At 55.6% G+C, this 23,376-nt stretch carries 20 protein-coding genes and 1 tRNA gene; 16 read left to right on the plus strand and 5 right to left on the minus strand.

Translation table 11 applies throughout. From position 1 onward, the window contains the following. Positions 1–2: 2 nt before the first annotated feature. The 9 genes from Pan97_RS12630 (at position 3) to Pan97_RS12670 (ending at position 8,459) form a co-directional block, all read left to right on the plus strand. Positions 3–1,427, plus strand: coding sequence for a DUF6513 domain-containing protein (locus Pan97_RS12630; RefSeq protein WP_144973051.1), 1,425 nt, complete (start codon positions 3–5; stop codon positions 1,425–1,427). Continuing rightward, positions 1,414–2,844 (plus strand): anthranilate synthase component I family protein, encoded by a 1,431-nt coding sequence (locus Pan97_RS12635; protein ID WP_196782378.1) that lies wholly within the window; start codon positions 1,414–1,416, stop codon positions 2,842–2,844. Before Pan97_RS12630 ends, Pan97_RS12635 begins: the two co-directional genes overlap by 14 nt. Then, positions 2,841–3,506 (plus strand): anthranilate synthase component II, encoded by a 666-nt coding sequence (locus Pan97_RS12640; RefSeq protein WP_144973053.1) that lies wholly within the window; start codon positions 2,841–2,843, stop codon positions 3,504–3,506. The genes Pan97_RS12635 and Pan97_RS12640 overlap by 4 nt, the downstream gene beginning before the upstream one ends. Then, positions 3,503–4,102: a DUF447 domain-containing protein gene (locus Pan97_RS12645; protein ID WP_196782379.1), complete on the plus strand. Its 600-nt coding sequence runs from the start codon at positions 3,503–3,505 to the stop codon at positions 4,100–4,102. Before Pan97_RS12640 ends, Pan97_RS12645 begins: the two co-directional genes overlap by 4 nt. Positions 4,103–4,128: 26 nt before the next feature. After that, positions 4,129–5,130 carry a hypothetical protein gene (locus tag Pan97_RS12650; RefSeq protein ID WP_144973055.1) on the plus strand — a complete coding sequence of 334 codons (1,002 nt, stop codon included), beginning with the start codon at positions 4,129–4,131 and terminating at the stop codon, positions 5,128–5,130. A gap of 26 nt (positions 5,131–5,156) precedes the next feature. Next, positions 5,157–5,870 (plus strand): pyridoxine 5'-phosphate synthase, encoded by a 714-nt coding sequence (locus Pan97_RS12655; RefSeq protein WP_144973057.1) that lies wholly within the window; start codon positions 5,157–5,159, stop codon positions 5,868–5,870. A gap of 99 nt (positions 5,871–5,969) precedes the next feature. Next, a complete protein-coding gene (dapA, locus tag Pan97_RS12660) occupies positions 5,970–6,857 on the plus strand; it encodes a 4-hydroxy-tetrahydrodipicolinate synthase (protein WP_144973059.1) in 888 nt (295 codons plus the stop codon). A gap of 30 nt (positions 6,858–6,887) precedes the next feature. Further along, complete coding sequence (locus Pan97_RS12665) at positions 6,888–7,988, plus strand: glycosyltransferase family 4 protein (protein WP_144973061.1); 1,101 nt, start codon at positions 6,888–6,890, stop codon at positions 7,986–7,988. Between the two features lie 129 nt (positions 7,989–8,117). After that, positions 8,118–8,459, plus strand: coding sequence for a hypothetical protein (locus Pan97_RS12670; RefSeq protein ID WP_196782380.1), 342 nt, complete (start codon positions 8,118–8,120; stop codon positions 8,457–8,459). 8 nt (positions 8,460–8,467) lie between these two features. On the opposite strand, the gene mgtE is transcribed toward Pan97_RS12670, so the two are convergent. Further along, the gene (gene mgtE, locus Pan97_RS12675) at positions 8,468–9,817 is read right to left on the minus strand and encodes a magnesium transporter (RefSeq protein ID WP_144973063.1); all 1,350 of its coding nucleotides are present in this window, start codon (positions 9,815–9,817) and stop codon (positions 8,468–8,470) included. Between the two features lie 315 nt (positions 9,818–10,132). Here mgtE and rnc point away from each other — a divergent pair, with 315 nt between their 5' ends. Next, complete coding sequence (rnc, locus tag Pan97_RS12680; protein ID WP_144973065.1) at positions 10,133–10,876, plus strand: ribonuclease III; 744 nt, start codon at positions 10,133–10,135, stop codon at positions 10,874–10,876. 231 nt (positions 10,877–11,107) lie between these two features. Continuing rightward, positions 11,108–11,539, plus strand: a complete 432-nt coding sequence (locus Pan97_RS12685) for a response regulator (protein WP_144973067.1) — start codon at positions 11,108–11,110, stop codon at positions 11,537–11,539. Here the strand turns inward: Pan97_RS12685 and Pan97_RS12690 are convergent. Further along, positions 11,536–12,279: a hypothetical protein gene (locus Pan97_RS12690; protein WP_144973069.1), complete on the minus strand. Its 744-nt coding sequence runs from the start codon at positions 12,277–12,279 to the stop codon at positions 11,536–11,538. The two genes, Pan97_RS12685 and Pan97_RS12690, sit on opposite strands and share 4 nt — an antisense overlap. A 129-nt stretch (positions 12,280–12,408) precedes the next feature. Here Pan97_RS12690 and Pan97_RS12695 point away from each other — a divergent pair, with 129 nt between their 5' ends. Further along, positions 12,409–12,987 carry a methylated-DNA--[protein]-cysteine S-methyltransferase gene (locus tag Pan97_RS12695; protein ID WP_144973071.1) on the plus strand — a complete coding sequence of 193 codons (579 nt, stop codon included), beginning with the start codon at positions 12,409–12,411 and terminating at the stop codon, positions 12,985–12,987. 177 nt (positions 12,988–13,164) lie between these two features. Continuing rightward, positions 13,165–13,238, plus strand: a tRNA-Arg gene (locus tag Pan97_RS12700). Between the two features lie 97 nt (positions 13,239–13,335). Here the strand turns inward: Pan97_RS12700 and Pan97_RS12705 are convergent. The 3 genes from Pan97_RS12705 to Pan97_RS12715 all read right to left on the minus strand — a co-directional run bounded on the left by Pan97_RS12705 (position 13,336) and on the right by Pan97_RS12715 (position 18,234). Next, positions 13,336–14,373, minus strand: a complete 1,038-nt coding sequence (locus tag Pan97_RS12705; RefSeq protein ID WP_196782381.1) for a formylglycine-generating enzyme family protein — start codon at positions 14,371–14,373, stop codon at positions 13,336–13,338. A 21-nt stretch (positions 14,374–14,394) separates the two neighbouring features. After that, the gene (locus tag Pan97_RS12710; RefSeq protein WP_196782382.1) at positions 14,395–15,657 is read right to left on the minus strand and encodes a DUF1552 domain-containing protein; all 1,263 of its coding nucleotides are present in this window, start codon (positions 15,655–15,657) and stop codon (positions 14,395–14,397) included. A 93-nt stretch (positions 15,658–15,750) separates the two neighbouring features. Further along, the gene (locus tag Pan97_RS12715) at positions 15,751–18,234 is read right to left on the minus strand and encodes a DUF1592 domain-containing protein (protein ID WP_196782383.1); all 2,484 of its coding nucleotides are present in this window, start codon (positions 18,232–18,234) and stop codon (positions 15,751–15,753) included. Here Pan97_RS12715 and Pan97_RS27030 point away from each other — a divergent pair. The 3 genes from Pan97_RS27030 (at position 18,233) to Pan97_RS12725 (ending at position 23,257) form a co-directional block, all read left to right on the plus strand. After that, positions 18,233–18,361 (plus strand): hypothetical protein, encoded by a 129-nt coding sequence (locus tag Pan97_RS27030; RefSeq protein ID WP_261342375.1) that lies wholly within the window; start codon positions 18,233–18,235, stop codon positions 18,359–18,361. The two genes, Pan97_RS12715 and Pan97_RS27030, sit on opposite strands and share 2 nt — an antisense overlap. 425 nt (positions 18,362–18,786) lie before the next feature. Then, positions 18,787–21,945, plus strand: a complete 3,159-nt coding sequence (locus Pan97_RS12720; RefSeq protein ID WP_144973077.1) for an amidohydrolase family protein — start codon at positions 18,787–18,789, stop codon at positions 21,943–21,945. Positions 21,946–22,003: 58 nt separating this feature from the next. After that, complete coding sequence (locus Pan97_RS12725; RefSeq protein ID WP_144973079.1) at positions 22,004–23,257, plus strand: amidohydrolase family protein; 1,254 nt, start codon at positions 22,004–22,006, stop codon at positions 23,255–23,257. Positions 23,258–23,376 lie beyond the last annotated feature (119 nt).

A 23,376-nucleotide genomic window follows, 5' to 3' on the forward strand; every position in this document is an offset into this window, starting at 1 on the left:
CAATGCCCCAGCCTCACATTCATTTCGTTACGGGGAAGCTGGCTGAATCGTCTCTGCGAAGCGTCCTGGCCCAGTTGGCGCCCAAGGCAGGCTTCGAGTATTCGGTACAGGTCCTCAACATAACCGTTGCCGCGCTGATGACGGCCGACTGGATTGCCCGGCGGATTCAAGTTCCGCCGGAAGCGACCCAAGTGATGGTAACCGGATATTGCCGAGGCGACTTAAAGCTGATCGAAGAAGCGGCCGGCGTGCCGGTCGAGCGTGGTCCCAAGGACCTGCGGCAACTTCCGGACTGGTTCGATCAACCTTCCCTGGCCGATGACTATGGCGAGTATGACGTCGAAATCATCGCCGAGATCAATCACGCACCCAGCTTCACTCTGGAAGAGATCGTGGCCGAGGCCCGCGAGCTCCGCGCAGCTGGTGCCGACCGTATCGATGTGGGATGCGATCCCGGTAGCATCTGGGCAGGAGTCGCCGACTGCGTGAAGGCGCTGCGCGATGAAGGCCTACAGGTTTCAGTCGATAGCCTCGAACCGCAAGAGATTGCCCCTGCAGTGAAGGCCGGGGCGAGCCTGGTATTGTCCGTCAATTCAAGTAACCGCGAGCACGCGGCCGATTGGGACTGCGAAGTCGTCGTGATCCCGGATGATCCGAAATCACTGAAAGGGTTTGACGAGACGATTAACTATTTGGTCGGTAAGAACGTTCCCTTTCGCTTGGATCCGATTCTCGAGCCGATCTCGTTCGGGTTCACCGAAAGTATCGTCCGTTATTATGAAACCCGACGTCGCTATCCCGATGCCGAGATGATGATGGGCATTGGCAACCTGACCGAACTGACCGATGCCGACTCGGCCGGCATCAATGTGATGCTGCTGGGAATTTGCCAGGAACTGGGCATTCGCAGCGTGCTGACCACGCAGGTCATCAACTGGGCTCGGACGAGCGTTCGGGAATGCGATCTGGCTCGGCGTTTGATGCGGTACGCGCTAACGCATCGCACGCTCCCCAAGCGGATCGAGCCGAAGCTGGTGACCCTGCGCGATCCGAAGTTGAGCGAGCCTACGGAGGAAGAGTTGGCTCAACTGCCCCAGCAACTCAAGGATAAGAACTACCGGCTGTTCGTCGCTCAGCAGACGCTGCACTTGATCTGCAGTGACCTGCATTTGCGGGATGATGATCCCTTCTCCCTCTTCGAGAAGTTAGAAGAAACGAACCCGGCCAACTTGAATCCATCGCACGCGTTCTACCTCGGTTTCGAGTTATGCAAAGCGATGACGGCTCTTCATTTGGGTAAGCAATACCGTCAGGACGAAGCACTCGACTGGGGCTACCTGACGCACGCCGAAGAGTCGCACCGCATCAATCTTCATAAGGATCGACGCAAGTCCGAAGAGCCGGGGGAGGTCAATGATGAATCGTAACCCTGTGCTCGGAACTCCGTTGGTCACTCCGCTGGACGCACGCTTTACGCCTGAGCATGTCTTCGCTCGCCTCGCCCATATTCCGCATGTGCTGTGGCTGGACAGTGCCCGGCACGATGACACGCTTGGAAGGTATAGTTTTCTGATGGCCGACCCGGTCGAAGTCATCCAGGCCGGACCACTTCAGATGGAAACTGCCCTGGCCCGGTTGTCGGAACTGGAGAGGACGTTTCAACTGGCTCGGATCGCCGATCTTCCTCCGTTTCAGGGAGGCGCGGCGGGCTACTTTTCGTATGACCTGAACCGGGCATTTGAAAAGGTTTCAGAGGCCAGGTTCAACGAGTTTCACCTCCCACTCATTTCGTTCGGCATCTACGACTGGGTAGCGGCTTGGGATCATGCCCAAGGAAAAGGTTGGTTGTTCTCGACCGGCTTCCCCGAAGTTGATTCGGACAAACGAGAAGCTCGCGCCAAGACAAGGGCTGATGAGATCCTGGCACGGGTGGAGCGTGATGCCCAATTCTGCAAAGAAGTCGAATCGGGAAGGATTGTTCCCGCGTCGGAATTGGCTCCCTGCTTTGCCTGCCCGGAGTTCCCTGGCGTGATGAGCAACTTCCCTAAGGAAGATTACCTGGAAGTCGTTCGCAGGTCGGTCGAGTACATCCACGCTGGCGATATCTTTCAAGTCAATTTGTCTCAGCGATTGATTGCAGAAGCTAGGTCGTCTTCTCCTGAGTTGTATTTGAAGCTACGTAAGAAGAACCCCGCCCCGTTCGCTGGATACTACGACTTCGGCATGGGGCAGATCGTTTCGGCTTCGCCAGAGCGTTTCATCTCGGTTCGTGATCGCACGATCGAATCGCGACCGATCAAGGGGACGCGTCGTCGCAGTGGCCGACCTGAATTGGACATGTTTTGGGGCGACGAATTGATCCGCAGCGAAAAGGATCGGGCCGAGAATGTGATGATCGTCGATCTGCTAAGAAATGATTTATCGAGGATCTGCGATCCGCCGAGTGTCGAGGTGACGAGCCTCTGCGGACTGGAAACCTACCAGACGGTGCAACACCTGGTGTCGATCATCGTTGGGAAGCTGAGCCCAGATGTGGGCATTCGAGACATTCTCCAGGCGATCTTCCCCGGCGGTTCGATCACCGGCGCGCCGAAGATTCGGGCCATGGAGATCATTTCGGAACTCGAGCCCACGGCTCGCGGACCTTATTGCGGCTCACTGGGATATTTCGGTTTCGACGGTTCGATCGACTGGAATATCCTCATCCGCACGGTGATCGCTTCGGCCGGTTGGTGGCAGTTTCCGGTGGGCGGGGGCATTGTGGCCGACTCGGACCCCTTGCGGGAATATGAGGAGACGTGGCATAAAGCAATGGGGCTTCTCCATGCGGTGCTCGACGAATGATCTTGGTCATCGACAACTACGATAGCTTCGTGCACAACCTGGCGCGGTATTTTCGCCAGTTGGGGCAAGAGGTACGCGTGTGTCGCAACGATGCTATCACGATTGACCAGATCAAGCAGATGCAACCGGCCGCGATCGTTCTTTCCCCGGGGCCATGCACACCCACCGAGTCTGGCGTTTGCCTGGATGTGGTCGGGCAGCTTCATCTAGCGGTACCCATCTTGGGCGTGTGCCTGGGACATCAAGCGATCGTCGAGGCGCTGGGTGGTCGTGTTGTTCGTTCGAATCGGCCGATGCATGGCCAGGCCTCGCGCATCACGCATGACGGGGGTGGTGTTTTTCGTGGGCTTCCCTCCCCGATGCAAGTTGGCAGGTATCATTCGTTAATCGCGGAAAGAGAAAGCTTGCCGGCATGTTTACGGATCGATGCCCAGACCGATGACGGAACGATCATGGCGGTCTCGCACGAGGCTCTGCCGGTTGTGGGCGTTCAGTTTCATCCCGAGTCTGTTCTTACCGAGCACGGCTACGCGCTGCTGGCCAACTTTCTGCAGATGGCGGGACTGCCTTCGACGGCTAACGTTGACATCGCCATGCCCAAGATCATCGTACCGGGGGGGCCGATTGCCGGAGAGGACATTTATTGGAGCCACGAACTGTGAGCGATCTCCGATTACGTATCGTCGAGGGAATGCTCACGACGCAGAATGCCGATGGCACGGTGAACGTGGCTCCGATGGGACCTCGCGTCAACGACGAGTTCACCCAGTTTCTGCTGCGTCCCTTTCCTGGGTCCCGTACGTACGAGAACTTGCTGCGAACACGCCAAGCTACGTTTCACGTGACCGACGACGTCGAGATGATTGCCCAGGCAGCCATCGGGGACTTGCATCAATCACCAGAATTTCATTCGGATAGTGGCGAGGGTTATCACATCCTTGCTGGCTGCTGCCGCTGGTATCAGTTAGAAGCGGCCCAGGTCGATACGTCCGGAGAGCGGGCCGCATTGACTTGCCGCGTCGTACGGATGGGACATCTGCGAAACTTTTTGGGACTCAATCGCGCAAAGCATGCGGTCTTGGAACTGGCCATTCTGGCAACACGCGTGCATCTACTTTCGGCGGAAGAAATCGATCAGGCGATCGTCATGATGAGTCCCTGGGTCGAGAAAACTGGGGGCGATGCGGAAGTCCGGGCCTGGGAATTCCTCCTATCGGCGATCCAACAGCGGCGATTTGCGGGCAGGGAATCGTCCTAAGGCCTTAAGTTCGGTAAACTGCTGGGATGCCACTTTTCAAGCCGTCACCCCTGGTAGGTTCGTCGTCTTCGCTGCTGGCGAAGTTGACCGTGGGCGCGCGCCTCCATTTCGGTCTGCTGGCGTTTGACTCGGAAGAAGCCTCGTTTGGCGGAGTTGGTGTGATGATCGATCACCCGGGTCTGGAAGTTCACGCCAGTGAAGCGGAACACTTTACCGCGACAGGCCCACTTGCCGACCGCATCGAGTCGTTCGCCCATTTGTGGAAGCAGTCGACCGATCTCGAGTTGCCGGCGGTGCAGATGACGACGCGGGGCCAACTCCGCGATCATGTAGGGCTGGGCTGCGGTACGCAGTTGGGGTTGGCTGTGGGGACGCTTCTTTCCAAGTTGGCGGGTTTCCCTCTGCCGGACATTCCGACCCTGGCGGCGACGGTCGATCGAGCGAAACGGTCAGCCATCGGATGTTATGGATTTCTGGAGGGTGGTTTTCTGTTTGAGACCGGCCATCACGACCAAGCGTTTCCACGGCTTGCGTACCGTGGCGAGATTCCCTCCCAGTGGCGATTTGTTCTGGCAACACAGCACGAGTTGCATGGGCGGCACGGCGAGGATGAAGAGGAAGGTTTTCGTCAGCTAGATCGCGTACCGGAACCCACAACGGCGCGGCTTCGACAACTGGTTGAAGGGGAAATGATTCCGGGCCTGGAAGCATCGGATATGGGGCGCTTTGGTGAGGCGGTCTATCAATACGGCTGCCTGGCCGGCGACTGTTATGCTTTGCTGCAAGGGGGTCGCTACGCGAACCCAACGTGCACCGATCTTGTCCAGCGGATGCGTTCGTTTGGAATCACAGGCGTAGGGCAAAGCTCGTGGGGGCCCACCATCTTTGGTTTGTGCGAAGATGGCCGGCAAGCCGAGGCACTTTGCACTCACCTAAGAGAGCGGTATTCTGAAAGCCAGTTACAGCTGGAGATTTCCCGGCCAAATAATCGCGGTGTCCAACTTCAGTGGGCTTCGCCAAACGGCTGATAAGCTATTGAGAGGAAGCGGAGTTCATGCCTCATCTGGGCGTTAATATTGATCATGTTGCCACGATTCGCCAGGCTCGCAATACCAATGAACCTGACCCGGTTTGGGCGGCGGCCCTCTCCGAATTGGGGGGCGCGGACTGTATCACGCTTCACCTTCGCGAAGATCGCCGCCACATTCAGGACCGCGACCTGGAAGTGATGCGGCAAACCGTCAAGGTCAAGCTGAACCTGGAGTTGGCCGCGGAAGCCGATGTGGTTTCGATTGCATGCCGCGTGAAGCCTGACCAGGTGACCCTGGTGCCAGAACGCCGCGAAGAAGTCACCACCGAAGGGGGCCTGGACGTCGTCACCCACGAGGCATCGATCGTCCGAGCAATCGATCAATTTCGAGAAGCTGGGATTTCCGTCAGTCTGTTTCTGGATCCTGATCCGAAGCAGATCGAAATGGCGGCCAAGCTGAAGGTGGACGCCGTCGAACTGCACACCGGGCAATACGCTCTCACGCGGGGGCGCGAGCAGCAAAAGGAACTGGCGCGTCTCTCGATCGCTGGCGAGCAGATCCACAAAGCCGGCATGCAGCTACTTGCGGGGCATGGGCTGACTTATACGAATGTTCAGCCAATTGCACAGATTCCCGAAATGGCCGAACTTAATATCGGTCACAGTATCGTTTCGCGAGCCGTTTTCGTTGGTTTTCGCGACGCGGTGGCCGAAATGAAACGGCTGATCACGCTCTAGTCGGCACTGGCCAAATTTACACGCGTATCGTATTATAGGCCGGTCCTAGACAGGCTTTCGTTCTTCGTTAATTCGTTTTCAATCTGTTGGTGTTTCAGCATGACACGCAAAGGTAGCGGCTTCGCAGGCGTATCGGTAGCAATCACGACTCCCTTCAAGGGAGGTTTGGTGGACTACGACTTGCTGAAACAACAGGTTGAATTTCAGATTGAAGCGGGCGTGGATTGCCTTTGTCCGGTAGGGACCACGGGCGAGTCCCCGACCCTGTCTCATGACGAGCACGAACGCGTCATCAGCGTGGTTATCGAAACGGTGGCCGGTCGCGCGAAGGTGATGCCTGGGACGGGCTCGAACAGTACCCACGAAGCGCTCAAGCTCACGCGTTGGGCAGCTGGAGAAGGCGCGGATGCGGCCTTAGTCGTCGCACCCTACTACAACAAGCCGACTCAAGAAGGTTTCTACCAACACTTCAAAGCCTTGGCCGAAGACTCGTCGATTCCGATCTGCGTGTATAACATTCCTGGTCGTACCGGCAAGAACATCGAACCAGAGACGATTGCCCGCCTGGGCGAACTGGACCAGATTCAACTGGTGAAAGAAGCGACCGGCTCGATGGATCAGGCCTCCCAAACGCTGGAACTGTCGAACCTGACGCTTCTGAGCGGTGACGACAGTATGACCCTGCCACTGATGTCGATTGGCGGCGCAGGGGTGATTTCGGTCGTCGGCAACATCGTTCCACAGGACATGTTGCAACTGGTCAGGGCCGCCGCCGCAGGGAATTACGCCGAAGCGCAGAAGATGCACTTCAAGTTGTTTACGCTCTGTCGCGAAATGCTCGGTCTCTCGACCAACCCGATTCCGATCAAGGGTGCCATGAAGATGCTCGGCCGTGACTCGGGCGAACTGCGTCTGCCGATGACGCCGCTGTGCGAAAACGGCGAGAAGCGTTTGGCTCAGGTTCTGACCGACTACGGTCTGCTTTAGTACTCGTTCAGGATTATTCACCGAGCTGCCATGCCGTTTGTCGTCTATCTTTGCGAGTTTGGGACGATCTACGGTGGCGAGAACTCCATGCTCAGCGGACTTCAGGCCATGCAGCGCCGCGGCTATGAGGTCGCCGTAGCGTGCCCGGCCGAAGGCCCTTTGGCTGAGCAGTTAGCCAAGCTCGATGTGCCTGACCTGCCGTTCAACTGGACTGACGACGCGGGAAGGCGAATACCGCTGGAGCAACTCCGCGAGCACCTTGCGGCCATTACGGCAACTTGGAAAGCCGATATCGTGCATGCCAACAGTCTGTCGGTATCGCGGATCTTAGGCCCTGTACAGCGGCCGCAGGGTACGAAGTTTGTTGGCCACCTCCGCGACATCATCAAACTGAATCGTCGCGTCGTCAGCGATATTTCTTCGCTGGATGAAATCTATTGTGTTTCGGGTGCGACACGATCTTTTCATTTAGACCAAAGGCTAACGGCTGATAATTCCTTGGTGTTGCACAATGGTATCGACTTAGAAGAATTCACTCCGCCCTATACCCGGCAAGAAAATCGTCCCCTCAAGCTGGCCTACGTAGGACAGCTGGTGATGCGGAAGGGAATCGACGTGTTACTGGACGGTTTTCGGCGGGCCCATGCTGCCGGTGCGGACATCATGCTCGACCTGTATGGCGAATGCCATTCGACCAAAGAAGAAGCACGACAGTATCTGGCCAACGCTGAGCGTTTCGTCGATCAATGGAACTTGAATGAGCGGGTTCGTTTTCGAGGGCGAACCGATCGTGCCTGCGAAATTCTTCAGAAGGCCGACATTCTCGTTCATGCGGCCCGGCAGGAACCATGGGGGCGCGTTCTGCTGGAAGCCGGGGCATGCGGATTGCCCATCGTCGCGACCGATGTCGGAGGAACCCGCGAGATGTATCCGCGGGGAGAAGCATTGCTTGTTCCGGCTGACGATCCGGAATCGCTGGCGCAGGCGATTGGAAAGCTCTGCCAGTCGCGGGACCTTCGCCAATCGATGGGAAGAAGTGCAAGGCAACGGATCGAACAATTCGACATTAACGATTATGCGGATAAACTGGCCGCTCGTTATCGAAAAGTACTGCGGGGCACCGTGAATTGACTCAAGAGACAGGACGGCCTCTTATTGTGAGCTAGGCTAAGGTGACTGGAGAGGTTCGAGAGGCGGATCGTATCCGGTCAGTCACACTCTTCTCACTGAGCCTTGTCGAAATCGCAATGTAGGTTTGCCATGAGCATGTCTTGCCAGGAACTTGCCAGCCGCATCGAACGGATGCAGCCCAACGCCGAACCTCGGGATGTTGCCCGGCTGTGTTTGCTGCTATCCAACTGCGTCGAGAATATTGGAGAACTCGACGACGATAATCTATTGACGGAGGCGTGGAAAGAAATGGGGCTGCGCCTGCAAGCGGCTACCGATCAGCATGCGGCCATGACCGATGAATTGGACGAACTGGCAAATTCAGACCCGCGAAAGTTTTCGCCTGAGCAAATCTGGGTTCTGATCCGAGCGATCAAAGTCCAAAGCCAGATTCTTCAAATGTACGTCGGTCAACCCATGATCGACGTCTAAGGCCCGCCCTACTCGAGTAGTAAGAGAGCGACCTTCAGGTAGATCACGATTCCAAAAAGGTCGATCAGCCCGGCCACGAACGGGTTGCTCATCAAGGCCGGATCAAGCCCAATCTTTTTGAACATCAAGGGCAACATCGAACCGATCAACGTTCCGGCTATTACTACCAGAACCAGCGTCGTCGGAACCACCAGCGCTGAATAAGGCGTCGGGGATTTGAAGAGAGCCAGCAGCATCCCCATAAACGCCATGATCAAGCCTAGGATCAGGCCCATCGCCAGCTCGCGGCGCATGATGATCCACCAGTCGCGAACACTGGCTTCTCCTTTGTTCAGAGCGGTAATGACGAGCGTTGCCGATTGATTCCCTGAATTTCCGCCAGTGGAGATGACCAGGGGAATAAAGATGACCAACCACGGAATCCGCTCAAGGTCGGACTCAAACTGTTCCAATGCGAACGTCGTGAGGAAAGCCCCCACGAACAACACGGCAAGCCAGACACCCCGCTTGCGGCTGAGCGTCAGCACGGAAGTGCGCAGGTAGGTCTCTTCCAGCGGTTCCACGGCCGCCGCACGGTAGGCGTCTTCGGCCGCCTCTTCGACGACCACGTCGAGAATATCGTCGTGCGTAATAATACCAACCAGTCGCAGTTCCTCGTCGACCACGGGAATCGCCAAAAGGTCGTAGTCGGCCATCTTGCGGAGAACGTCCTCTTGGTCGTCCAGCACATTGGCGTGGATGACCTCAGTCTCCATGATCTCGCTCAAATGCTTTTGGGGCTTGCTCAGCGCCGAGACAATATCGCGAGTCGAGACAACTCCATGCAGGCTTCCGAAATCGTCGACCACGTACAAGTAATAGATAGTTTCGAGGTGCTCGGCTTGATCGGTCAGTTCCTTGAGGGCCTCGCGCGCAGTGAGGTTTTCGCTCAGCCGTGCCATTTCGGTCGTCATGATGGCACCGGCGGTTCCCTCTTCGTAGTTCGAAAGACGGAGCACGTCGCGGCGATCGTCGACGGAAAAGCAGGCCAGAATCTGCTCGGCCGTTTCCTCTTCAACCTCGCCCAAAAGATCGACCTGGTCGTCGGCCGACATCGTGGCGACCACCGGAGCAACCGACTCAGGCGGCCGTGCCTCGAGCATCTCGACTTGCCGGTGATAGTCGAAATACGAGAGGATCTCGCCCTGTAGGCTTAGATCTGCGTGATCAAGCACCCCCCAGGCCTCTTCCGGGGAAAGGCCCTCCATGAACTCGGCTGTGCGTGCCGGATGCAGAGCCGTACAGAACTCGCGGAGACCGTCCGAGTCGTTCTCGGCCAGCATCTCACGAAGTTCCGGCAGGTACAGGGTGTTGATCATGGGTGTCCTTGGATGAATTAGCCAAATTCGCTCAGGATTCGCGGGTTTCAGGTACTATCTTACTGATCTGAGCTCTTCATGGGAGGGATGCCCTAGACGATCAGAAGGAACTCTAAAGTGAACTTCAGATCAATTTGCCTAAAGGATGTGCAAAGGGGGCATGGTAAGTGATTGACTTTCCTTCCCCCTGAAAGTACGCTCTACGTATCAAATATTACCAATAGTTGGGTATTTCCTTCGTTTTGCTGGGGGCACTTTTTTGTGCAGCAACGAAACGAAGAAAATATCGAACGTTACAAAATGGATCCGTTCGATATGCTACGAGGTCAAGACTCGCCGGCTACCGGTGGAGATCAGCTCTCCGAGTGCGAACTGAAGCTCGGTTATACCTTCAAGAATCGTGAGCTTCTGCAGTCGGCCCTGACCCATGCATCGGGTGCCAACCATCGGCTGGGAAGTAACGAGCGCCTCGAATTCCTCGGCGATGCCATTCTCGGCAAGTTCGTCTGTGAGACCCTTTTTCGGATGTTTCCGAATTACTTGGAAGGGGATCTTACACGCATCAAATCCATCGTCGTCAGCCGCAGTACGTGCGCCCGGTTAAGTGATCAGATGGGGCTCGAGCCGTTTTTGATTCTGGGCAAAGGGATGGCCTCGACGCAGTCCCTTCCCAAGTCACTGCTGGCGGATGTATTCGAGGCAATCATCGCCGCGATCTATTTGGATGGGGGCGATGAAGCGGTGAATACGTTCCTGGCGAGCGTGCTCGAAGACGAGATCGATCAAGCTTCCGCAGGGGAAGTGGGCAGCAACTACAAGTCAATGCTGCAACAGTTCGCCCAACGGGAATACGGCACGACGCCCAATTACGAATTGGTTGCCGAAAAAGGTCCTGACCACAGCAAGTTCTTCAACGTGGCGGTCGAGCTTCAAGGCACTCGTTATACTTCTGCCTGGGGGGCCAACAAAAAGGAAGCTGAACAACGGGCCGCCAAGAATGCCCTCCACGAGATCCAAGGGGAAAGTCCTCCTTACACAGAAGACATGGAGCCTGGGTAATTTGGCCTGGGACTTTTGAATCTTAACAATCGCCGCCCCTCCAGAGATTCCAACCCGATCGATCGAGTCAATCGGCCAATCTGACATGTTGGTTCAGCGCAACTTGCCATCTCTTTTTGCAGCATGCCGGTGTGCGTGTACTAACTTCCTATTGTGACAAGTCTTTACGTCGCATCGATGGAAATAACACCCCACACATGAACCCTTTGATTCATCAGCGGTAAACGGGATATGGATTGCCCCCCAATCACCAAGACCTTGCCCCCACTGCAGTGTCTGCCCAGTCTTCAGTCACTGCATGTCCTGGCAACTGAGGATCAGCCGTTTCATCAAGAGCTATTGAAACGTGCCCTGAGTCGCCATGGTGCGACATTTCACGTTGAAGCGGACGGCGAGTCGACCCTGGCGCGAGCCGATCTGACCAGCTTCGACGTCATCCTGCTTGACTTGATGCTACCGGATACCGATGGTCTGCAATTGGCAAAAGCACTGCACGACCGAAATGTGAAGGCACCCATGGTGGCGATTACCGCCGGCACGATGACCTACACGCCTGAGGTGTGTTACGAAGCAGGCTTCCAGGGCTTCTTAGAGAAGCCCTATTCGCCGATTGGACTCGCCGAGATGATTCGCTCGGTATGCGATTTGCCATCCAATGCCTAGCGGATGGTAATCGCCTGCTTGAGCGGTTCCAGGATGTTGCCGATCACGTACTGATCCAACAGGCCGACCGCTTGATCGTGTAGCCGCTCGAAAGCCGTGACATACGTTTCGCTCTCGTCCAAACTGCCGAAGCGGCGAACCGTCAGATAGACGCTTAGCTGTTCCTCAGGGAACTCTCCCGTGCGGACGTGATACGCGGAAGTTCGCGTTTCGATGCTGAGGCGGAATTGGGTTCGACATTCGTCGTCCAGACTACACTGAATCGCCGGTTCGAAACCGATGATTCGGTTGTCACTCCCCTGCACCATTCTTTCCAGCGCCGGTGGAAGCCCCAGAGCGTCGGCCACCAGTTGGTTATGGTTGCCGCTGTAGGTGAAATCGAATCCGTACATCGCGTTAAGCGACTCACAGTCCAAAGGACTTATGGAAAGTGCGTACGGAATCTGGTCAAGGACAAACCGATGCTGTTCGACCGCTTCGTCAAACGTGCTTGGATTAACGTGCCCCGACAAAATGCGTTTCGGTTCAACGGACGTCCAGCGGTAGCTGCCGCCGTCTTTATCCTCTTCCAGGACGAATTCGTTCCGGTCGCGCGAGTAGAAATTCCGCATTTTGGGATAACGTTTGCGGACCTGCTCGAAAAAGTGAAGAACCGTGTCTCGCCCGCTAGGTAAATCCATCTCCGTATTGAGATTCATGTTGATGTAAAAATCGTCAGTCAGCGAGCGGATATCGACCATCCAATCCTCCTTATGATGTTTGTGCGCGGCGAACCACGGGGCCGGCAGGAGTGGCACAACCCACTTGCAAGTATAGAATGACCGTCACAAAAGTGTCAAAGGTGCCATGCTAGGTGAAGGACACAGCCCGTGACGATACAAAATGGTGTAACTATCAAACAAGACAGTACTTCGTTCAAATCGGTTCAGCTAGAAACGTCTCTGGGGCCCGCCGAAGTGAGCTGGATGGGTGAAAAACTCAGCCGTTTCGCGTGGCTTCCTAAGCGAGCTAAACCAAAGCGGAGATCGTTTCCTGAAGATCTGACCGACACTCAGCAAGAGTTGCTTCAAGACATTGCCGACTACGCTGCTGGTATCCGTATCGATTTTGCGGATGTTCCCACCGACCTGTCTCATGGTACCCCTTTTCAGCAGCGGATCTGGGAGGCCTGCCAGCGGATACCCTACGGCGAAGTCGTCACCTACGGGGAACTTGCCAGGCTCGCCGGGCGACCGGGTGCTGCCAGAGCCGTCGGAACGGCCATGTCCCAGAACCGAATCCCCTTGATCATCCCTTGCCACCGAGTCATTTCGGCGGGGAACAAGATCGGCGGATTCACCAGTCCCCAAGGAATCAGCCTGAAAAAGCAGCTACTCGATCTGGAAGCTGGCGGTCCCACCGATTTTCGGATGCCGCAGAAAAGTAATTACCGGAAAATGCCGAAGTGATAAGAGCACAACAACTTAGAAGATGTCTGCAAATGATCGTGAGAAAGCCATTTTTTCGCCGATCCTGAACCTAACTTCCCAGCAGGCGTCTTTACGGGAACCGAACACGTCCCTATAATCCAGGGTCTTGCTTGAGAGAGAATCGCCGATAAGGTACTCGATCAAGTGAAAAACGATGTGGGTGTAGCTCAATTGGATAGAGCATCGGTCTACGAAACCGAAGGTTGAAGGTTCGAGCCCTTCCACCCACGCTGAAAGAAAACGCCGTAAATCGATGGATTTGCGGCGTTTTTTTTGTGCGCTCATCCTTGTGCCTGATAGCTGCCAAGATCCCGGCCAAAAGCCTCGTCAGTTATCCTGACGCACAACCCGAAATCCAATGTAGCTGAATGCGTCGTGGGCTTCGGCAAACGCTCGTACGGAAGAGCGGCATTGGAGTGGAGCGACGTACCAGGAGCCTCCCCGTAGCGAACGCCAGTCACCATGTTGATGCTTGGGAGTATCTTCCGGGCCTTGCGGGTCGACGATTGGCTCGGGCTGGGTTCGGGAGCCCTTCTGACGAGCCTCGGCGAGCATATCGTCGTAGTAGCGGTCCGAGTACTTGTCGGAGCACCATTCCCACACGTTGCCATGCGTATCGTAGATCCCCCAGGCGTTGGGCCGAAAGGACTTGGTCGGAGCAGTGAAGGCGAAACCGTCTCCGTCCTTTGATGCAAGACGCACGACGCGCTGGCGAAGAACGTCTTCCGGATGCAGTGCATAGAGAGTGGCATCAGCCACGTTGCCCACGGCGTATACGCTGTCTGGTTCCTCGCCACTGAAGTAGGAACTACGCGTTCCGGCGCGACAAGCATATTCCCACTGGGCTTCGGTGGGAAGCCGATAGGTCACTCCTTCCTTCTGAGAAAGCCATTGGCAGAATGCCTGGGCGTCGTGCCAGCTGACGCATGTCACTGGGTGATGGTCGGATTGTTCAAAGCCGGGATTCTTCCAGTTGGCACCTTGGACGAGCGAGAACCGATCGAGTGGGTCTTTCGCGTCCGGTTGGAACACCCAGGCTTCGCCAGCTTTCTCCGCGTCGGTTTGGTAGCCCGTGGCTTCAACAAAGGCGCGAAACTGCGAAACGGTGACTTCGGTTTCTCCAATCGAAAAGTCATGCGAAAGCCGAACCGGAAACGAAGGTTTCTCGACGTAATCATGGATCTCGCGCTGGTAGGCACTCGCTTTGTGCTCCAGTTTCAAACGATGTTCGTCGAGCATTCCCATCTCGAACTCGCCCTGTGAGAGACGAATCATCGTCATGCCGAGTGAGTTGCGTGCCGCGTCTTTATCTTCACCACTCGCGTGAGCTTGCCAGCAAACGGAAAGCAGAAGAATGAAACTCAAGATTAGTGCTCGACGTGCCATCTAACTTACCAACGCTTGAACGAGGCCTGTGCTGTCTTGGAACTGATCTCCTACTTGAACGCCAACTCGATCCAGCATCGTGTGCCAGACCGATGCCAGTGGAATTTCCGATTCCAGCTTCAAATGCCCGCAATGCTTGATGCCCAAGGCGGAACCACCGCTAACAATCGTTGGGAGGTTGTTCTTGCTGTGCTCAAAGCCCATGCCGCTCGATAATCCAAGCACGGTTCGATCGAGAAGCGTTCCATCCGCTTCCCGAATCGAATTCAAGCGATTCAGAAAGTAAGCCCAGTGATTCATATAGATCGCGTCGACTCGGGCCAGCTCTTCCAGGCTTTGAGGGTCGTTTCCATGATGCGAGAGAGCGTGATACCCTTTCGATACGTTGAACTCGGGATAAACGCCCCCAGCGAGTTCCTTTCGCACGACGTACGAAATGACGCGAGTCGAGTCGGTTTGAAACGCTAAGGCGATCAGATCGTACATCAGCTTGGCGTAGTCGTCGTAAAGATAGTCGCCGCTGCCTTCGGGGCCGGCCATTTTCTTTTCGTAAGTGCCGTGTAAGTCATCGGTTTCGACCGGCGGCTTGGGTGTGTCGGCCCATTCAACACGACGAGCAAGTGACTTTTCAAGTTCTCGGACCGATGTGTAGTATTGGTCCAGTTGGTCTCGGTCGCTCTGGCCCAGTTTGCTGGCCAACTGCTTGGCATCATCACGAACGAGATCGAGTATCGATCGACGACGTCGAAACTCGTTCTTTTCCTCTGCTTTCTGCTCGGGGGTGTCCGGACGGAACAGGCGGTCGAAGAGGACTTTGGGATCGTTTTCAGCGGCGAGCGGCACGCCTTGTTCGTTCCATGAAATGGTCGCGAGTGCCTGGCTACCGTAGTTCGTCCCGCGATCGACCGATAACTGAAGCGACGAGAATCGCGTATCGGATCCGATTGCCTGAGCGGCGATCTGATCGGGGCTCTGCCGCTGGCGTTCTCCTTTGGCGATTGACGTACTGAACGGATAAGCGCCGTCGTGACCTCCCCCTTCTTTCAAGAAGGTTCCGTTGATCGCCGTGAATTGCCCACGGTGTTTATCAAGCGGTTTCAGAATGCGGGAGGCCTGATATTCGATGCCCTCTTGTTCAGGCCAGAACTGACGCATGTTCATCCCGGTTCCCAGGTAGAACATACCCATCCGTGCCGGTGCTTCTGGCGTAGGGGCTGCCAGAACGCTGGAAGGCATCATCGCTTCGAGGTATGGAAGTGCCATCGCAACCCCGCTTCCTCGCAGGAAAGTGCGACGCGAAATCCAAGGCGTTTTAGAACTGGGCATGAGGACTTCATCCTGTGAATAGTGCGTGAGTTATTTAGTATGAAACGCCTGGCTGGCGACGACGCCATGAATCAGGGAGGAGAGCGTGTAGTTGTTGGCCTGCATTTGCTCGGAGAGCTGATCAATTAGCACGCGGTCGGCCGGTTCAATGGGCCTACCCAATGCATAGGTCAGCATCTTCTCGGACAAGCCATGCGCAAAACGCTCCTTTTGATCGAGCAAGAGCAACTTGAAATCATCAAAACTCTCGAACGAGCTTCCGTTGGGCAGCGTTCCTGAGGCATCGATCGGCGGTGTGTTGCGACCGCGAAAGTTTTCGCCGTCCTGGTTGGTTCGCCAGGCTCCGATGGCGTTGAAGTTCTCCAGGGCCATACCGTAGCAATCGATCGTCCGGTGACAGGCCGCACACGAAGGAATCTGTTGGTGCTGAACCAATCGCTCGCGGACGGTCAAGTTTTCCCCCTTGATGTTGGGTTCCACTTCGCCGGCATTGGGTGGCGGTGGATTCGGAGGATCGTTGAACAGAACTTCCCGGACGTAAACGCCGCGGTTCACCGGTTTGGTTCGGTTGCCGTCGGAGCCACGCATGGCAACGCCGGCCATGGCGAGCAAGCCTCCGCGCGGAGAGTCCTCGGGCAGCGTAACGCGACGGAATTCGTTGCCTTCGACTCCAGCGATTCCATAAAACTTGGCCAGTCGCTCATTAAGCATGGTCCAGTCGGCGTCGAAGAACGACAGCGCCGATTCGTCCTTTCGAAGGATCTCATCGAAGAATGCGATCACTTCGCCAACCATCGCTTCGCCGAGGGAGTCGTCGTATTCTTTGTACAGGTTGGCATCGGGCATGAAGTTGCGGAACTCATCGGTCTTCAGCCATTGGGCTCCGAAGCCTTGCACGAATCCGTGACTCTTGTCATCGGCCAGCATTCGATCGACCTGGGCCGAGAGAATGCCTGGTTGGCCAAGCTGCCCACTCTCGGCGAGTTGAAATAACTCTTCGTCAGGCATGCTCGACCAAAGGAAGTAGCTCAGCCGCGAGGAAAGCTCCCAACTGGTCAAGGGACGCTGCTGATCGGATGTTGATGGTTCAACAATGTAGAGAAACTTGGGGGAACATAGGATCGAGATAAGTCCAGTGCGGACGGCATCGTGATACGACTCGCCGGCCGCAAGTTCAGATCGGCACAGAGACACGACCTTTTCTATTTCGTCCTGGGTGACTGGCCTTCGAAAAGCTTTGGGAAGAAACTGAGTGAAGATGTCGCGCAGGTAAGCCTCATCCTCGGGTGCGTTTTCACCTCGAAAGAAGAGCGTGTCATGGCTTTTGGGGGGCCACTGGTCGTACAGTGGGCCTTCACACTCGAGCCAATCGACCACCAGTTTACGCAGCTTGCTGGTGTCGGCGGCATCGGGGTTCGGCTTTCCCCACGTAAGGTTTTCTAATTGTTGACGCGATTGAAGCCGCATCACCTTCTCGTAATCTTTGGCCGTACCGGCCTGTTGCTGTTGTTTGCGAATCTCGTTTCCGACGCGACTTGAGGTTTGAAAGCCAGTCTGGTTCACGATCGAGACGTTGTACTCGCCAGATTTGGGATCACGGGGAACGACGACTTCGTAAATCTTCGGCTCGTCGGTCACTTCCGTTTCCAGCAAAAACTGTTGGTCGGCGCTTGGGTGTCCTTGTCGCACGCGCATGATGACCGGCTCGCCGTCAGCGCCACGCTCGCCCCAGGCGCGGACACGGATGCGATACATGCCGTTGACGGGTATCTCGTTGCGGGTTCCTGGGTACTTCATCACGCCGAACGAACGCGTCGAGCCTTGCATGAGGACGATCGCCTTTTCCTGACACTCGATTCCGGGCGTGGCGCACAGATAGTCAATCGCACGATTTTCAGCAATATCCTCCATCTCCAGCCGCATCGTCTCGGTTGCGAATGGGGGAGGTCCATCGACGATCGCTTTATCGGCAATCCGTTGGGCAACTTCAAAGTATTTGTCCAGTAGCGACGGATCGAGCATGAGCGCAACGGAAACTTTGTCGAAGCCCTCTGCGGTACCGTCAGGCGGAAGAACGCCCTCCGGGCTTTCGCCAGGCAGGAATCTGAGGTGCAACAGGTCGCGAACCGTGTTGGTATATTCGGCTCGATTCATCCTACGGAGAATTACCCGGCCACCGTTGCCAAGACTGTCTCGCTGGGCCTGACGCAATTCCGCCGCGATCCAATGGGTAACAGCGGCCAGTTCGGCTGTCGTCGGCGATGGCGAGTCTTCCGGGGGCATCTCTCCCAGATTCATCTTGTCCATCACCTCGATCCAGGTGCTTGCCGAGGACGACTGGGTGAAGTCCTCTTCAAGCGTATCAAGTCGTAGATCGGCCTCTTGTGTTTCCGCGCCGTGGCAGTCGTAGCAGTAGGCTTTGAGGAAAGGTCGAATCTTTTGGAGGAAGTGCTGATTGGGGGCTGACGATGGCGTTGATTGAGCTGCAAGCACATCAACAAACGCGACTGCCATGAGGAATGACGTAACGATCGTTAGCCAGCACATCGAGCGAGTTAGCGAACAGCGGGATGGAATCATTCCGAAGACCTACGTGGAACGGCTTCACTTAGAAGCCATTCCGATGATGGGATGGGGGTAGGAGAAGGAGGTGGCTAGGGGGTATGAAACTATGATCCAAATTACCAAATGGTTTCAGTTTCTCGAATCAAATTTCATGGCAATGGATCGCTCGCATGGGGATCTGTGTTACACCGGATAGGACGCCCAAGTCGCGGCAATGACCGAGATAATCGCCCTTAATGATTCTGTCATAAGAAGATACGCGTGAGGCCGGTAATCCTGACAAAAGGTTTCGTGATTCGACTTGTTACGGGAATTGAATCAGGTCAAAGGACTCAACTGTCACAAGAGTGGTTGTAAATTGATCGGATAATGTTAAAAATCGCGCAAAAAGATAGCGAGCCGGCCGCGGTTTCCGACTATCTTAGATGAGGAAATGGGGGCCTTCGACGCCCCACTTTTTCGCTGCTTATTGACAGAAATAATCTTGCTTGAGTCTCGTTGATGAAACGTTCGTTCCCGCTCGCCATCCTTCTGCTGGCCTTCCTGTCGCTCGCTGCTACCGCTCAGACCTTTCCGCCCACTTCACGACACGAAGATGGTTTGCATCGTCATCCGCTGCGCGTCTTTGCGCTGACCGGAGGGAAGGTGATCCGATCGGCGGGTAAAGAGCCAGTGTCGGCCACCATCGTGATCCGTGATGCCAAGATTGTGGCGATTGGCAGTAAGGTCGATATTCCGGCCGAAGCGAAAATTATCGAACTGGATGGCAAGTTCGTTTACCCAGGCTTCATCGACAGCCATGCGGAAGTCTCGTTGGACGAGGCCAACAGCCGTCCGCCGACCAGTTATTGGAATGAAAACATCCGGTCCGAATTCGACGTGCGAAACGCGCTGAAGAAAAGCGACTTGTCGGCGGGAGAACTTCGGAAGCAAGGGTTTGTGGCGCGGTTGATCGCCCCGCAAGATGGAATCGTCAAAGGTCGCTCGGCGATTTACGCGCTGGGAGATGACGAGCTGGCGCAGCTGGTACTTCGCGATCAGTTTGCGCTTGCAGGAGAGTTGACGCTTGCTCGAAGACGTGGACGCGGCAGTTACCCGAACTCCCCGATGGGAGCCGTTGCCCTGGCAAGACAGGCTTTCTATGACGCCCAGTGGTATCGCGACGCTCACCGGGCAGCACGCGCGAATACGGATCTCCCTCTTCCTGAACAAAACGTGACGCTTGCCGCGATGCAGCCTTATGTGGATGGCAAGCTTCCCGTGATGATCGAGACAAGTAATGATCAATTCCTGTTGCGGGCCGATGAGTTTGCGCGCGAGTTTGGCCTCGATTTGATCGCTATCGGTAGTGGCCGCGAATACCGCCAGCTAGATGCGATTGCCAAAACGAAGCGAACGATCGTCGTTCCGATTGATTTCGCCAAAGCACCCAACGTGGCGACCCCGCAGGCCGCTGACGACGCCACCTTGCAAGCCCTGATGCACTGGGATCATGCGCCGGAGAATATTGCCCGCTTGATCGATCACAAGGTGGAGGTTCTGCTGACGACGCATCGACTCGAGTCCCCTTCCCTGTTCCTGAAGAACTTGCGAATCGCGGTGAAACGCGGTTTGGATGAAGCCGATGCTTTGGCGGCGATGACCATCGTGCCAGCCCGCCGGTTGGGAATCGACAAACAGTTGGGCACCATCGACGAAGGCAAGCTGGCTAGCCTGGTGGTCACTTCCAAACCGTGGCACGAAGAGAAGGCAGAAGTCGTCGAGACATGGGTCAATGGCCACCGTTATGAACATCAAGACGATCTTCCGCAGGGATTGGCTGGTGATTGGAAACTGTCGATTCAAGAGGCTCCCGCCAAGACGGATCAAGTGCTCCTGATCAACTTGGTGGGGGATAAGAACCTGAAAGGAACCATCCGCCCGGCAGAAACGACACCGAAGTTCAAGGACAAAGTCGAACTCAAATCGATCAAGTTCGAAGATGGTTTGCTCACGGCACAGTTCATCGCTGATAGCTTTGGCAATCACGGTGTTGCCACGCTGTCGATCGCGTTCCAGGACGACGTCGAGGCGCGTTACGGTTCCCTTCGGTGGCCAGATGGGTCGGTCTCACCGGTAACGATGACCCCTTCAGGCATGCAGACCAACGTTCAAGAGGAGTCCGAGGAAGCCGAAAAAAAAGAAGGCGACGATAACACTGAAAAAACAGCGGATAAGAAGAAGGAAGACGAAGACAAAGACAAGCGACTTCGCATGGCCAGTTTTCCTGTGCAGTATCCGCTGGGTGCTTACGGACGAGAGGAAGCGGTCAAACAGGAAGCCGTCGTCGCGTTCACGGGCGCAACAGTCTGGACGAGTGCCCCTCAAGGAAAGATCGAGAAGGGAACGGTCCTCATTAAAAATGGCAAGATCGAGAAGGTTGGGAAGAACGTGTCCATTCCAACCAATGCGATCGTCGTCGATGCGACCGGCAAGCACATCACCGCGGGGCTGATCGATTGCCACTCGCATATCGCGACCGATGGAGGGATCAATGAAAGCGGTCAGGCAATTACAGCCGAGGTTCGGATTGGCGACTTCGTCGATGCGGACGACATTACGATCTACTGGCAGCTCGCAGGCGGGTTAACGACCGCCAATGTGCTGCATGGTTCCGCTAATCCAATCGGCGGTCAGAACCAGGTGATCAAGATGCGCTGGGGATCGAGTTACGACCAACTAAGATTCCGAGAAGCTCCGGCCGGCATCAAGTTCGCCCTCGGGGAGAACGTCAAGCAAAGCAACTGGGGAGATGATTTCAATACCCGCTATCCACAAACGCGCATGGGGGTCGAACAGGTCTTCCGCGATGAGTTCCGCGAGGCCCAGCAGTATCAACAGGCTCACCGAGACTACGCGAAGAACAAACGAGGACTTCCCCCTCGCCGGGATCTTGAACTCGATGCGATCATAGAAATCCTGAACGGAAAACGTTGGGTCCACTGCCATAGTTATCGGCAAGATGAAATTCTGGCTCTGATTCGTGTGCTGGATGAATACGACATCACGATCGGTTCGCTCCAACACATTCTGGAAGGGTATAAGGTCGCCGACGCGATGCAGCAGCACGGGGCGACTGGATCGACCTTCTCGGATTGGTGGGCCTACAAAGTCGAAGTGAGGGACGCGATTCCCTACAACGGCGCGCTCATGCATAACCAAGGCGTGGTGGTTTCGTTCAACTCTGACGATTGGGAACTGGGACGACGCATGAATCAAGAGGCCGCCAAGGCCGTCAAATATGGCAACTTGTCGCCAGAAGAAGCACTCAAGTTCATCACCATCAACCCGGCCATTCAACTCCGGATAGATAAGTACGTCGGTTCGATCGAGCCTGGCAAACACGCTGATCTAGCCATCTGGTCCGGTCCACCACTCTCCAATTTCAGCGTCTGCGAACAAACCTGGATCGACGGCAGCAAGTATTTTGACCGTCAGGAAGAACAGCAGCGACGCGAGAGGGTCGCCGAGATGAAGAACACGCTAGTGCAAAAAATCCTCGATACGAGAGCCCCCATGATGGAAGAAGGAGAATCGCTCGAAGATGGATCGCAGTTGTGGCCGCGTCACGACGAGTTCTGTCATTCGCATGATGAGCATGAGCACGGCCATGAGCATTAATTCGTCGCTATGAAGTTCCGGTCCACTTTCCTCCGCTGATTTCTCGAAGATTTTTACAATGCTTATTCCTACCCGAACGCTTACGATCGTCACCCTTGCCTGTCTCGCAGGTGTTGTCGCTGCTTCCGATCAGATCCCTGGTGCCATGCCCAAGGGGCCGGTGGCGATTGTTGGGGCGACGATTCATCCTGTTTCCGGCCCAGCGATCAAGCAAGGTGTCTTGGTTTTTGAGCAAGGACAGATCACGGCAATCGGCGAAGGGATCATGGTTCCGAAAAATGCGCAGATCATTAAAGCCGCTGGTAAGCATGTCTACCCAGGGCTGTTCGAGCCCTATTCTCGCATCGGCTTGACCGAAATTTCGGCGGTTCGCGCGAGCAACGATTTTCGCGAATCCGGCAGTCTAAATCCGAATGTGAAAGCCCATGTCAGCGTTGACCCCGATGGCGAGATCATCCCGGTCACTCGCTCCAACGGCGTCCTATTAACCATGACGGCACCAGCCGGTGGGATAATTTCCGGGCAAAGTGCCGTGCTTCAGCTGGATGGTTGGACCTACGAAGACATGACCGTGCAGCCGCGGGCCGGCATGATTGTTTCTCTGGATAGCGAAGCGGAGAAAGAGCGTCTGGAAGCGTTTTTCGACGAAACGCGACGCTACCACCAAGGACAAGAGGCGAGGTCCAAGATCCTGCACGACTCTCGGCTCGAATCGATGAGTAAGGTGCTCAGCGGCGAACAGCCGCTCATCATTCAAGCCGATCGGGCAAACGACATCACCAGGGCTATCACGTTCGCCAGCGATCAGAAAGTAAAGCTCGTCATCTTCGGAGGATACGATGCACCTCAATGCCGCGAGTTAATGAAGAAGTACGACATTCCGGTCATCGTCTCAGCCATTCATCGGAACCCTCGTCGACGAGACGACCCGTACGACGCCGCGTACACGTTGCCCAAGCGTCTTCAAGATGCCGGTATTCGCTTTTGCATTTCCGGCTTCGAGCGATCCAATGCGTGGAATGTCCGAAATCTACCTTACCATGCGGCTACGGCTGTAGCATTCGGTTTGAGCAAAGAGGACGCTATTCGCGCGATTACGCTTTCCCCCGCGGAGATCCTGGGAGTCGCCGCACGAGTTGGAAGCCTGGAAAAGGGAAAAGACGCGACGCTGTTTCTCTGCGATGGAGACCCGCTCGAGGCTGCAACCCAGATTCAATCGGCCTGGATCGCCGGAAAGCCGGTCGACTTGAGCAACAAGCAAACGATGCTTTACGAGAAGTATCAGCAAAAGTACGAGCAATCGAAGAAATAGTCGATTCTAGCTTGCTGGCGTAGTGATTTTAAATTCCATTAACATTCTGGCATTCTTTTCTGCGAATCCTCATGATAGAGCCATTCCCAACGAACTAATGGTCCTGGCAGATTGTCTTA

The organism is Bremerella volcania (assembly GCF_007748115.1).
GTDB lineage: Bacteria > Planctomycetota > Planctomycetia > Pirellulales > Pirellulaceae > Bremerella > Bremerella volcania.